Source organism: Paenibacillus sp. J31R34 (genome assembly GCF_059383715.1).
Map to the genome: position 1 here is coordinate 1 of NZ_JBXENU010000002.1, position 14,072 is coordinate 14,072.

A 14,072-nucleotide genomic window follows, 5' to 3' on the forward strand; every position below is an offset into this window, starting at 1 on the left:
AAAACTGCGCAGCGAGGAAGGATATGCGCTGTCGGTAAGACGAATGATTGAACCCGAAAGTGTATTCGGGCAGATAAAAAATAACCGGGGATTCCGGCGTTTTCTGCTTCGTAGCTTGCCTAAGGTAAGTCTGGAGGTCGGGTGGCTTTCGCTTGCCCATAATCTCATGAAGCAAGCAAACATAGACCAAAAGAGAAAAATAGCCGTACAGGAATAGACACCCTGTACGGCTATTTTTTCATGTTTTCAAGTATTTGGGTTGAAAGGGGGCTATCTCTCCAGCGAACTTCATGCTTTTGGGACAGCCCCGTGCTGTTTATTGCTTTACAATGCTGTTTGCTGAAAGCTTCGTTAAGCATATCTGATAGTAAGGCTAGCCCGTACGTTTCATTGGAGCCGACGCATCATTAACACGATGCATTCTATCCCAAATCAGCTTATGCATGCTGAAATACCTGCACAAAAACACCGGAAGACGCTTATGTTTTATACCTAGTTTGTAGCCAATAAGCTTCGCTGCCGATTCAGCAAAAAGCACAGGAATCAAATGATAACGATGCTCTTTCAGCAAGCATTTCAGCTGGGTTTTGACCAGCTTGAAACCAGGCTTTCCTACTTTACTGTATGGAATAATCCATTCGTTGCGGCACATCGATACCCCATTGTCAAAAAAACGCCTAAACTGCTGCATCAGCGTATAATCATGGGAATGATAAACCCCAGCTTCCGCGGCATAGGCAATGCTGTATCCGTTCATAACACAGGTCGCGGCCATAAACATATCCTCATTGAAAATAACAGGAGCTGCAAAGCTTCCCATCTCATAAAAGGTTTCTCTGCGATAGGCTGCGCATACATTCGAACAAATAAACGTTTGAATGCCCATTTGATCAATATCTGCTTTAGATTTCAATCGGGGCTCAGGCGGATAATTGGATGATCTGGCCAGCCTCTCCAGTATACCTGCATGGGGATAAGGTATTTGCCTTGCGTAGGAGCAGGCGGTTCTGGGATCATCAAGCAGCGGCTGGATAAGCTTTTCAAGCAGCTGTTCATCATAGGGCAGCGCATCCTGCGTCATAAATACGAAAAAATCGCCTTTTGCCTGTGCAGCCGCTGTATTGCGTGTACCACCATGATCAAACTCACTGCGCAGCACCGACAGCACCCGCGTGCCCAGTTGACTGGCCAGCTCCGGCGTACTATCGTCTGACGCAGAATCCATAACGATAATTTCGTAGGGCTGCAATGTTTGTTTCTGAAGCCTTTGAATAAGCTCAACAAACTCCACTCCTGCATTTAATGTAGGAATTATTACCGAAACCTTCACATTTGTATTGCGGTCAGTAAGCATTTTTATTGACAAACCCTCTCACAATCGTCATTACGATGATTTTCAAATCCAAAATAAACGTCCAGTTTTCAATATAAAATAAATCATGCACGATTCGATCTTCAATGGATGTATCACCGCGCAGCCCATTCGTCTGCGCCCAGCCGGTAATGCCGGGACGAATCTGATGCTTAATCATATACTTCGGAATCTCTTCTTTGAACTGGCTAACGAAGTAGGGACGCTCAGGGCGCGGCCCGACAACGCTCATATGTCCGAACAGCACATTAAAAAACTGCGGAAGCTCGTCAAGGCTCGTGCGACGCAGAAAGCTGCCAAACCTCGTACGGCGTGGATCATTTTCCACCGTCCACTGGGTATTGGACACTTCGCCAGTTGACACTCGCATCGAGCGAAATTTATACATAAAGAAATTTTTGCGGTTCAACCCCATCCGCTCCTGCTTAAACAGAACCGGTCCAGGAGAGGTCAGCTTGATGCCAATAACCGTTGCCAACATAATGGGTGAAGTAATAATAATAGCAATAAGCGAGAAGATAATATCAAAGCCGCGTTTTAGCACACGATTACTTAGCTCATCTAGCGGAACATCCCGTACATTGATGAGCGGAATACCGGCAAAATTATCAAAAAACGGCCTAGCAGGCAACAAATCAAAAAAGTCTGGGATAATTAGCGTCTTCACGCCTGTCTTCTCGCAAGTCTCAATGATCTGTGCGTATTTCTTATGCGCTTCGAGCGGCAATGCAATAATAACCTCGTCAATCGTCAGATCGTTCAGCTTCTCTTCAAGATCGTCGAGTTTGCCGATAATCGGCTGCATAAACTGATGCTCCTCCGCATGCTCTCCCTGATAATCATCAAGAAAACCGACTGCTTCATATCCCAGTTCAGGACGCTTCTGCAAATTATGATAAAAGCTGCGCCCCACTGATCCTGCCCCGACAATTAACACATAACGCTTGTTGTAACCGCGACGCCGAAAGGAGAACAGCATAGATTTTACAACATAACGATAGAGAGCTATAGCTGCAATATTCATCAGAAAAAAGATTAAAAGTAATTCCCGGGAAATATGAACTTCACCTGTGAAATAAAATAAACTGAGCAAGAACAGGAAACTGATCGTCTGAATCTGTATAATCTTTAATACTTCATAAGAATAATTTTTGCGCCGCTTAGGCGAATAAAACTGCAAATAAAAACCGACAACGACGGCTGAAAATGAATAGACGGTTCCCCAAACCAAATAGGTGGAGAAAGGAACGGAATTCACATAGGACAACCAGCCACTATAAAATTTAAGCCAATAGGCGGCGAGAAATACGATTAACGTACAGAACAGATCCGCAAGCATATATAACTGGGACAATATCCTCTGGTTTTGCCGGATCATAAATGCAAATTCACCCACATTCTATCAGATTTCGACTCTAGTAGTATTGTATCAAAATAAGGATGCAAAAAGAACCCCATTTGTTTCCACATGGAGTTCTTTTTGCATCCTTGAAACAACGGAAGCCTGAGCAGGTGCCTCTGTTTATTTGAAGTCATTTGTCTTGTAACCTAACAAGCAATCGAATAAAATCAAAAGAAATCACCTGAAAAAATAACACAAATTAGATATTTAAGTATGAAATTCAATTTAAAAACCAAGTTTTTTATTTTTTTAAAGTGATTTAATAATAATTAGCAAATGGTCAAGCAACATACGACACTTAAACCCTAAAAGCAATATGTGCGGTTTTCCATCCAAGACAATTTTGGGGTCCTTATTAATAAGGAACAAAGCGCACGCTAATTCCTCTTCCGAAGCTTCTGCGAAACCACAGTCTCTGGTAAAGAACTCTCCTAGCAGTCTGTTCGCATTTTCACTCTTGCCTGCTGCCAAGAGGAATAGAAACCGGAAAAATAAACCTCAAAAACTATGCAAAGTATTTAGGCGTTCGTGGTAAGCAAATTCTTTACCGCAATCAACGGCAACCGTTACCAATACAGATGCCGTGAGCGAATGGACAGCCTTAAATCAGGTTTTTCAGTGGCCTTGGGTGAGCATCGGTTGCTGTGCAGTATAATCCTACTACGTCTATAGTATATTTTTTTATTTTTTTATTGCTTATTCGTAGAAAACTTGACTATTAATCCTTTGCAATAATCAATAATCCAATAAATCAAAAATGATAACCCAATAGACATTGCCAAGAAAATAATAAATTGGGTCAAGTCAGTATAAACCTGCCCGTTAATAGTAATTACTCTATATAGCATTTTCACATGCCAAATATACAACTCTAACGAAATAAAACCTATAATTCCCCAAAATCTAAAGTTAAAATTAAATTGATATAAAAACAAAACGATAAACATATTAAAAACCAATGCAACTATAATATTATAAGGATAGCCAACCGTCATAGTCTTATGATACAAAAAAATAATTATAGGCAACAGAAGAATCATAATTAATGGAATATTCACCTTTTCAAAAAACACAAACAAAATTTCTTTGTATTTTGCAACGGCTAATCCTAAAACAAAGCATGCAATGCTATTATACCAAGTATCTGATATACCAAGCCTATTCAGTGTAATCATATACAGAATAATTATACCAAAAAAAACAAGTACGTCATATTTCCCGAAATACTTAATAACAAAGTGAAGCAATATGTAAAGACCCATTAGAACAAGGATAAACCAATATCCTGCATTGAAAATATTTAATTTATTCATAGACCATGATTGATCAAAAAGGAGAGTATCAACAATGTTAATCACTTCAGTAATAACAAATACTTGAAGAACCTTTTTTACCCAATGAAACTTTTTTAGTTTATTTTTGGTAAATGACATGTAGTTAGCATATCCTGATAGTAGAAAGAAAAAACCTACCGCACAACTTCCTGTATACATAAATATTCTACCTGAAAAATTAGTAAAAGCTGATACATGCTGAGCATAATGATTTAGCACTATAACTACAGCAAATATGCCGCGTAAAGTATCTGTACTTTTCCTATCAAAAAAATCTATTTTTTTCTCCTGTGAAGACTTAGATTTAAATAAAACCGAGATCAATATCCATAACCATATTGCGCCAAAAAACATAAACTAAAGTCTCCTTTTTGAATATAGATAAGGATAGAGCACATCCAAAGTGAAATAAAGAAAAGGGGGATTTTCACTTCACCAGAACCTGTTTTTTAAAATTTTCTGGTGATTCATTTCATGTATTCATTGCCTCCTAAAATAGCTACTTCACTACGTTTTTCCTTCATCTTGCGATAGATTTGCCTACGCTTTCGCAGCATGGCAGGCAGCATTTTGAAAATAACGGGCCAAGATCCAAGTAGCCCTGGTTCTCTAAGCAGAATATACGCAAGCTTCGCAGCTTCCACGAAAGTCAGCAGGGGAATCAACCAGAGCAGCTGCCAGCTGATTGGCTCATTTTTAATAAGCGTGAACCAGCGGTTCTGATAAGAGTGCCTCCGGATGAACAAGGGAACAGAACGGCGCCCTCCCTGCTTCCATCCTCGGTGATGAAGCGCACCAGCCGAAGGCACATAACTGGCTTTCCAGCCTAGCTTCTGCGCCCGCCACGCCACGTCTACATCCTCTTTATAGGCAAAATAGTCCTCATCAAAAAACTGTCCGTCGATTTGAATATCACGAATCATAGCCATGCGATACACTGCCGCTGCTCCGGATACCCCGAATACTTCCATCGGTTTGCTCCAATTCACGGCAGGCTCATCAGTGGCCAAATCATAGGCTTGGCGCGTGCGGCGCATGCCAAGTCCTGCACTATCCATCTTAGAAGGATCAGAACCTAGTACTAGCCTACCTGTCACACTGCCAACTTGCTGATCGCTTTCTATGAAAGCTACCGCCTCCGCCAAATAATCCTCCCCGAGCGTCACATCGGGATTAAGAACCAGAACATAATCGGCATCGGTTTGCGAGATAGCCTGATTTTGCCCGCCGGCAAATCCATTGTTTATGCTATTGGCGCTAAAATGAATATTTCCTTTCAAGCCCTCATTTGCGGCATAACGCTGCACAATCGCTTGCGTTCCATCACTGGAAGCATTATCAATAACAATAACCTGCTCTGGCCGCAAAGTCTGACTCAGAACTGCATGTAAGCACGCTTCAATATCTGAAGCGCTATTGTAGGTCACGATACAGACGCTTGCTGTAGCCATTACAACTCATCACTCACTATCTTTTACACACTAGTTTAGAACTTCATTATTTAAGCTCAACCTTAAACTTTACTGGTTCCAAAAAATGCGTTTTATCTGCTGCTACAATTACGAAGCTAAACTGTCCTGCCTTCTTTAAATCTGCAGTATTAACATTAAATGTGAACCCAGTATTTAATAAGTCATTATTCTTAAAATGAGTTGCTACTCCTCCATGAGGTGTTCCATATACTCCGGAATAATACTTATCTCCAACCTTCAAAAATATATCACTAATTGATTTATTAGTTGTCGGATCAAATGCCCAACCACTTAAACTCACATATTTTTTTGAATCATCAATAATTATTGTACCTTGCTCATTTACCAACTCATTATTAGTATAATCCAGATACAAAGATGAATCACCAATTGTAGGTAACTTTGAAAAAGTAGCAAAATTATTAAATGTTTCAGTAGAATTAGATAAAACATTCATTGTGTGATCAAACATTCTTTCCACGCTTTCAACTATAACTATATCTGGTTCGGTTAAATCAATGAAGCTTTGAATTTTATTCATGTTATCTGTATGAATAAAAGTCATTTCTGAAAACGATTCAGCAAGTTCAGGAATCAGCATCCCATAAAAGTAACTATCACCTAATACAAGAGCCTTAGGTAATTTTTTATTACTGTTCTCAAAGCTATAGGATACATTATTATAAGTTAAATTTATATCATTAAAAACACCGTTAGACTGAACCGCCGTACCTGTATATTTCGGTGTAAATGCATAATCTAATTCTTTAAATGGCACAGCATTATAAACCTTGACTTCCCGCTCATAGTTCGAAATGTCATAATCCTCAAATGACAGCATATTCACATTTGGAAGGTATTCCTTCACCTTCTTCATCAATTCAGTATATCCAATAAAAGCACCATACTTATTCCAGTGAGCATTGTCATATCGAGGCGAATAGACTGTTGCATCAGATTTAGCTTTCATTAGTGCATTTTCGGGAGTAAAGAAATTAATATTTGTATTTTTTAATAAGTAATCTGTTATGATGTCAGTTTTAGATATGTCGCCTACCTTTAATATGGTATCAGGATAATTTTCAGGATAAATCGTTTTTTTATCTAAATTCAACATCATAATCATTGGAATGTTTTTCAGTTTCAAATAATCATTAACTTTTTCCAATGAATTTCCCCAAACTTTAAGTTGTTGTTCGGATGGAAGGCTTAAATTTTGATAATCCTTAATAACATCCGAGTTTACATAGTATAACCAATCATCCTTACCGATCATAGTATCTGTCTTCGTAAGTTTACCAAATAACTCATATTGAAGAAGCGTATTTGTCATTACGAGCTCGTCTCTAAAGCCTAAATTATCATTTAGCCATGTCTCAAATTCTCTGATAAAACCAGTGTTTATATTATTGTCAGGTGTTCTGAAAGAAGGGAAAGAAGCCAACACTCGATTTTCTGAAGCAGATATTTTTCCTTCTTCCAAGTTTACTTTAATTATAGGAACCATTATAGAAATGAAAAAAAATAATATCATTAAGATGTTCAACACTCTGAATGCTTTCATTGATTACTCCTTAAAATCTAAAATAAATAAAAGGATTATAGGTCGATGTTGCTAAGAACATAATACAGATAATAAAAATTAAAACGATATAAAGATTTTGAACTAACAAACTAAAACTACTATGCTCTTCATACGATCCTATATTCGTTCTTAAATATTTAGCTATTGGCAATGAAGCAATAATCGCTATAATTATTACGGTTATCGTCATTGGATCTAAGTAATACCACACCGTATAGCCTACAGCAGTAGGCTGAACAACACCAAACATTATTTTTAGATAGCTAATGGCATCATCTAAATTAGGAGCCCTGAAAAATACCCAGCCAATAATAACAATTAACATTGTATATAGCCACGTCAATAGGGCAGGAATTTTAAAGCCCCACTCTCTTTTATTCAACACTCTCTCAATTATTAAAAATATTCCATGCCATAATCCCCATATAACAAAGTTCCACGCAGCTCCGTGCCATAATCCGGTGACTAGGAAAACTATAAACAGATTTGCATATACATTTCCTCTTCTATTGCCACCTAGCGGGATATACAAATAATCTCGGAACCACGAGGAAAGTGATATATGCCATCTGCGCCAAAACTCCGTGATTGATTTCGAGATATATGGATAATTAAAATTTTCCAAAAATTTAAAACCAAACATTCTAGCTAAACCGATGGCCATGTCCGAATATCCTGAAAAATCGAAATATAGCTGGAATGTGTAACAAATTGCCCCTACCCATGCCATTGCCATCGTATTTTGATCCTGAGGCAATCCGAAAATATTATCTGCGACCGATCCTAATGAGTTTGCTATTATCACTTTTTTCCCAAGTCCTAAAACGAATCTCCGGATACCATGAGCAAAATCATCAATAGTTGTTGTCCTATTATCAATTTGATCATGTACGTCAACGTATCTAACTATAGGCCCTGCTATTAATTGTGGGAAAAAGGCTTTGAATAATGCAAATTTCACAAAGTTTTTTTGAACAGACACTTTGCCCGAATAAACATCAATAACATAAGAAAGACCTTGGAAAGTAAAAAATGATATTCCAATAGGCAGTATAATGTGATGTAATTCTAGGTTAGATTTTACTATATTATTAATAGTCGATATAGCAAAATCAAAATACTTAAAATAGAACAGTAACCCGCAGTTAGCTACAATACCGAGAATTAAAGTACCTCTGCTGATAAAAAGGTTCGAGCGTTTTTTACTAAATGTGATTAGAATCCCGAATAAGTAGTTAATTATTATAGATAATATAATAACAAAAACGAATTTTGGTTCTCCCCAAGCATAAAATAAAAGGCTCGCTATCAGCAAAAAGGCATTTCTATACTCTATTTTCAACAAGTAATATCCTAACAATACTAAAGGAAGAAAACAAAATAAAAATATAGTCGAACTAAAAACCATCTTCAGAACCTCTTTCGATCATAAACTATAAAGAATTTCTTTATGGTCTACCTAGAAAACCTATGCTTCATCCTTTTTAACATATTAAACACCGGCCTAGGCAAGCGCTGCTTTAATTTCACCTTCATTCTTATGAAGAATGAATTATTAAAGGTAAGATTATTTCTAAAATTAGTTAGCATTGTATAGTGCACTTGCGGCCCACACTTATCAAAATATGCTATATTGATTTCACGAAGCATATAATAGAGATTAGTTATCTCAATTCTTGCATAACTATCTGCTAATGCCCAACCAGAGTAGTAGCCATCATTTTGAACAACAAAAGGATAAATCCTTTCTACGGCATGGAGCAGTGATCCATCAGTATTATTAGGTTCTTTAGGAAAATCCTCATAGTTCCAGTCATACTCAAATAAAGTTTTTAAAGCTTTAGGCCTAAACCAAAACATTGTGCCAAGCGGAGCAATGGGCTCTTTATGAGAATGAAAATCCACATTGAGCTTGAGCTTTTCTGCAAGCTTTCTAGTGTTCTCAAAATTCGAGCCCCACTCAAAACCAATTGTTGAATAAAAATGAGCATGACTTGGTGTAGGTGGAGTTAACATGCCTAACCTTGGATTTTCTTCAAATGTACTAATAATATTCTGAACATAATGCTCACTTTGGAGTATATTCTCAAAGCACTTATAGGAGAATGATTCCCCCACTGCATGTGGTTCAACCTGAGTCGTTTTTTTGTCATGTGCAAAGCAGACATAATCATAATCCATTACAAAATCTTTGCTGCCAACTAAAAGGGCACTTACATCTCTTCCTCTATTTTCAATCAGAATAACTTCTAATTTCGCACAATCAAGGCTTGAAAAAACCTCTAAAATCTTTTTCTTTTTCTTTTCTGTATCTGTCGTAATATATACATCGGCCTCTGAAGGCATCGATTTAGCATACTGATAACAATAGGAGACTAAATCTTCGAAATATATATGCATAATTAATGCAACTTTTTTATTTGAATTAGTAGCTTGCTCCTCTTTCGAGAATGTTGTCGGTAAAACATAATTATGGTGCATATTCTTTTTAATATCTGCTTGATTATTAATGCGTAACACATTATCCCAAATCATATTCACATCATAATCAAAATTTTCTTTAATATATTCATAAATTTCTATAGATTGTTCACCCGTTGTGTAATTGAGATAATCAGCATATTCATGAAAAAAACTACGGCGTTTTACGATTGGACATTTCCTATTTTTAACGAGCTCTAAAGCAGCCATTAAAATTGGAGCATGAGAATGCTTATGCAAGTCCTTAGTGTCCACAAACGAACTCCATTTGAATCCCTTATCACTGAAATCCTTTGTAAATATGGCTTCATGATAGCATATTGCTTCTTCGTAGGACGTTATCGGACCCATTTCATCCCAATATTTTCTAAATTCATAACTTCTTAACATATCCTGCCGAACAACAATAAAATGCGACTGGATGTGCTCTGGCAAATAACCATACTTTATTTTTTTGAATGGATCATATTCTGCTCCATGATAAGTAGTAATCCCCCAAAAGTCTAAATCCTTTTTATCCATTTCTTCAAACATATATTTAAACGGATACAATGGACCGAAAATAGTGAAATTAAAAAAAACAACTTCATCAAATTCTTTTATTTTGTCCCAACCGAAATATTTTATCCCTTCTTTATATGCCCATACATCAAACCCCGTGTTATCACGTACAAGTAAATCCTTAGTAATTTTATTAAATTTCTCCCGGCCTTCAGGCGAAAGCTTCCCGTTGCAAACTACTAATAATTCACTAACATTCTTTTTCATGTCTTCAAGCATATAAGGAATATAGTCATCAACTATTCCTTGTTTATCATAAAAAAAGAATATACCTAATCTATTTATTTTCTTTTTATTTTCAAGTATCAATTTTATTCTTCTCCCCTACATATCCTTTTAAATTTAAAAACTAAAATTCAGTTTTTCACATCGCTTTCTCCCTTTATTATTGCTTAAAAATTATTTATTGAGCTTAGATGCATCTTTCTTCATTTTAAAATTTTTCTGTATTTTCACAATTTGCTCATTGTTCCCCCAGATAGCAGGTGAGTCATAAGGTCGATCAGGAAATGCACCATATTCCAGACTAATATTAAATTCATTGTCAATTAGAAATTTTTCAACCATATCCCGTAAAGCGACTGGACTTCCAGAGCAGCAATTAATTATGCCTGTAACTTCTGTTTGCATCACTGTCATTACAATTTGTTGGGCAAGTTCATCTACTGGAATAAAGTCGTACATATTTTTACCTGTAGTAAATGGGAATGTTTTTCTCCCTTCCTGCTCAGCTTGTATAAGTTTAGAAAAGATAGACTTATTGTTTAAATCATCACCCAATATGTAAAAGGCACGCATCCATTGAAAAATAACTTCCTTATCTTTAAACATGGTCTCTAACGCTTGACGGAGACTATTTTTTGCAATTCCGTATAGAGAGTGAGGATTGGTTCGGGTATCATTATTAATTTCTCCCTCGTGGTAGCCAATCTCATGCATTGTCCCCATCACAGCCACATGTTGAAGTCCGCCATTTACCATGTCTCTAATAAACTTATAATGTGAATATAAATTTTGCATATGAGACTCGGAATTATGTACAAAACCATCCTTCCAAGCCATATGTAGACATATATCGGGCCTATCCAAGACATCATAGATATTTTCATAATCCCCAAAAATATCTGCATCGATTAATTTCACACGACGATCTACCACTAAATTATTGTATTTTATTGTACTTACCTGAAATCCTAGATCTAGTAGGCAATTAACAACATGGCGTCCAATGTAGCCACCGGCTCCCGTTACCAAGATTGATTTACCGTTAGACATCTAACTCTCCTCCGATTTTAAAACAAGTTATTTTATTTATTCACGTATGCATTACAAACCGCTTCAACCGAACCTACTGCAGCAATTTCACCTTTATTCAACCAAACCGCGTTTTTACATACTTTCTTTACTTGGTCAATTGAATGTGATACCAATATTAACGTTGTTCCGCCAGTTGTCATCTCATCCATTTTCTTCTCACATTTTTCCTGAAAAGCATGATCTCCAACAGACAAAATCTCATCTACAATTAAAATATCTGGTTTTACAATCGTCGCAATTGAGAACCCTAGACGAGCAACCATTCCTGAGGAAAAATTTTTAAGGGGTACATCTACAAAATCCTCTAGTTCAGAAAAACCCAATATTTCATCATACTTTTCAAGTATGAATTTTTTAGAATATCCCAGTACGGCTGCATTAAGAAATATATTCTCCCTAGCTGTCAGATCCATATCAAAACCTGCACCTAGTTCGATAAGCGGAGCTACACTTCCACTAACTGCAATATTTCCCGACGTGGGTTTTAAAATACCAGATATCGCTTTAAGTATCGTACTTTTACCTGAACCATTGCTGCCTACTATCGCAAAGGCATCTCCTTTTTCAACTTTAAAAGAGACATTTTTCAATGCATAAAACTCATCGTATGCTAAATCCTTTTTCAATAACTTAATCATGTATTCTTTTAAAGAATCTATTTTCTCTTTCCCTAGATTAAATCGCATTGAAACGTCTGCAACTTCAACCGCAAATTGAGTCATTGTTCAGCTCCTTCCGTAAGCAACCTTTAAATATGAAATACAAATTTATTTTGGTTTTTGTAAAAAATAAAAAGTCCCGCTGCCATTGATACTACTGCGAACATAATACACATAAGATTAATTTCAAGACTAGGCAATTTATTGTACAAAACGACCTCTCTAAATGCCTCTACGAAATAGTACATTGGATTAGCATATATAATCGATTTTACGAAATCAGGAACGGCATTAAGTGGATAAAATAAAGGTGTAAGATACATCCACGCCGATAAAACTACAGAATACAAATGCAATGTATCCCTAAAATAAACTGCACTAACCGACATAATAAGCCCAATACCTATTGAAAAAAACAAAATATATATCAAAGGTAATGGAAATAACAAAATAGTTGGAGAAATTTCGACATGAGTAACTAATATAACTATAAGCAATGCTACTAGTGAAAACAACAAAGTAACAAAAGATGACAAAACTCTTGAAACTGGAAATAAATATTTAGGGATATATACTTTCTTAATTAAAGAACCCCCATTTAATATGGAGTTCATAGATAACGTAGTAGCTTCGGCAAAAAAGTTGAAGATAATCTGTCCAGAAAGCAAGTACACCGGAAAATTAGGTATATCGAACTTGAACATGCTGGAGAAAACAGCTGTCATAACTGTCATCATTAAGAGAGGGTTCAACAGGCTCCATAAATAACCTAATACAGAACGACGGTATTTCACCTTCAAATCTCTAATAACAAATTGACTCAACAATTCTTTGTACTTCCAAAAGTTTTTAAAATATCTCATAGTTATTCTATCCTCAGATATTTATTTGACGTATAGTTAGGCTTGTCCAAAAAAATGTAAAACTTAATTACTAGAGCTATACTTACCCCTTACAAAACTACCGTCAACGTAATTTTGTAAGGGGTGAGGATATTTTAAAAAATAAAAAGCAGTAAACAAAAAGTTTAGCTTTTAATAATTCCAATTTTATTTAAATAGCGCCCCAGCGCATCTTGCCAAGTTGGCAAACGGCCGAAACCCGCCTGATCAAGCGTAGATTTAGACAAATTAGAATAACTAGGTCTTTTAACAACGGTTGGATATTCACTTGATTTAATAAAATTAACTGTTGTGTTATACCCTGCCTGCCTAAAAATTTCAGTTGAAAATTCCGCCCAACTGCAAAACCCCTCATTAGTCGCATGGTAAATACCATATTTTTCTGTTTTTATCATTTCTACAATAAGCATTGCTAAATCTTCAGTAAACGTAGGCGAGCCAATTTGATCAGCAACAACATTAATTTCATCCTGGTTTTTACTGAGCTTCAGCATGGTGCTTACAAAGTTATTTCCATTGACGCCGAATGACCAAGAAGTTCTAATTACAAAATGTTTTTCTACAGTTTGTAATACTTCCATTTCACCCTCTAACTTGGTTTGGCCATAAACCGACAATGGTTTCGTTTTAGAATATACTTCGTAAGGTATTTTCTCTTCACCAGAAAATACATAATCTGTACTTATATAAACAAGCTTTGCATCTATCTCCTTGCAAACCTTTGCTATATTAGCAGTAGCCTCAACGTTTATTAATCGACATTGTGCTGCATGGCTTTCTGCTTTATCAACACTAGTAAACGCCGCACAGTGTATTACAACGCTCGGCAAATAATTTTTAATGAATTCTGCTGTTTTGTCCATATCGCTAATATCTAGCATTTGCCTATCCAGGCCATAGAATTCCGTTCCTTGCGATTCCAGAAACTGGACAATGTCATGTCCCAGCAATCCTTTAGCGCCTGTTACTAACACTTTCATGGACATG

General features: G+C 36.5%; 12 protein-coding genes. 1 reads left to right on the forward strand and 11 read right to left on the reverse strand.

Annotated elements, in window-relative coordinates:
- On the forward strand, window positions 1-217 hold a 217-nt coding region (locus AC50YG_RS05560), incomplete at its 5' end, for a transposase (protein ID WP_494825336.1).
- A 156-nt stretch (window positions 218-373) separates the two neighbouring features.
- On the opposite strand, the gene AC50YG_RS05565 is transcribed toward AC50YG_RS05560, so the two are convergent.
- The 11 genes from AC50YG_RS05565 to rfbD all read right to left on the reverse strand — a co-directional run bounded on the left by AC50YG_RS05565 (window position 374) and on the right by rfbD (window position 14,065).
- Window positions 374-1,354: a glycosyltransferase family 2 protein gene (locus tag AC50YG_RS05565; RefSeq protein WP_494825338.1), complete on the reverse strand. Its 981-nt coding sequence runs from the start codon at window positions 1,352-1,354 to the stop codon at window positions 374-376.
- The gene (locus AC50YG_RS05570) at window positions 1,344-2,750 is read right to left on the reverse strand and encodes an undecaprenyl-phosphate glucose phosphotransferase (protein WP_494825339.1); all 1,407 of its coding nucleotides are present in this window, start codon (window positions 2,748-2,750) and stop codon (window positions 1,344-1,346) included. Before AC50YG_RS05570 ends, AC50YG_RS05565 begins: the two co-directional genes overlap by 11 nt.
- A 713-nt stretch (window positions 2,751-3,463) precedes the next feature.
- Window positions 3,464-4,462: an acyltransferase family protein gene (locus AC50YG_RS05575; RefSeq protein WP_494825340.1), complete on the reverse strand. Its 999-nt coding sequence runs from the start codon at window positions 4,460-4,462 to the stop codon at window positions 3,464-3,466.
- 113 nt (window positions 4,463-4,575) lie between these two features.
- The gene (locus AC50YG_RS05580) at window positions 4,576-5,559 is read right to left on the reverse strand and encodes a glycosyltransferase family 2 protein (protein ID WP_494825342.1); all 984 of its coding nucleotides are present in this window, start codon (window positions 5,557-5,559) and stop codon (window positions 4,576-4,578) included.
- A 46-nt stretch (window positions 5,560-5,605) separates the two neighbouring features.
- On the reverse strand, window positions 5,606-7,144 hold the full coding sequence (locus AC50YG_RS05585) for an alginate O-acetyltransferase AlgX-related protein (protein WP_494825344.1): 1,539 nt from the start codon (window positions 7,142-7,144) through the stop codon (window positions 5,606-5,608).
- 10 nt (window positions 7,145-7,154) lie between these two features.
- Complete coding sequence (locus tag AC50YG_RS05590) at window positions 7,155-8,573, reverse strand: MBOAT family O-acyltransferase (RefSeq protein ID WP_494825345.1); 1,419 nt, start codon at window positions 8,571-8,573, stop codon at window positions 7,155-7,157.
- 47 nt (window positions 8,574-8,620) lie between these two features.
- Window positions 8,621-10,516, reverse strand: a complete 1,896-nt coding sequence (locus AC50YG_RS05595; protein WP_494825347.1) for a rhamnan synthesis F family protein — start codon at window positions 10,514-10,516, stop codon at window positions 8,621-8,623.
- 90 nt (window positions 10,517-10,606) lie between these two features.
- Window positions 10,607-11,482, reverse strand: a complete 876-nt coding sequence (locus tag AC50YG_RS05600; protein ID WP_494825349.1) for an NAD-dependent epimerase/dehydratase family protein — start codon at window positions 11,480-11,482, stop codon at window positions 10,607-10,609.
- A gap of 32 nt (window positions 11,483-11,514) precedes the next feature.
- Entirely contained in the window at window positions 11,515-12,246 is a 732-nt protein-coding gene (locus AC50YG_RS05605) for an ABC transporter ATP-binding protein (protein WP_473758392.1), read from the reverse strand.
- A gap of 26 nt (window positions 12,247-12,272) precedes the next feature.
- The gene (locus AC50YG_RS05610; protein WP_473758390.1) at window positions 12,273-13,046 is read right to left on the reverse strand and encodes an ABC transporter permease; all 774 of its coding nucleotides are present in this window, start codon (window positions 13,044-13,046) and stop codon (window positions 12,273-12,275) included.
- 164 nt (window positions 13,047-13,210) lie between these two features.
- Window positions 13,211-14,065, reverse strand: a complete 855-nt coding sequence (gene rfbD, locus AC50YG_RS05615) for a dTDP-4-dehydrorhamnose reductase (protein ID WP_494825350.1) — start codon at window positions 14,063-14,065, stop codon at window positions 13,211-13,213.
- Between the last annotated feature and the right edge of the window lie 7 nt (window positions 14,066-14,072).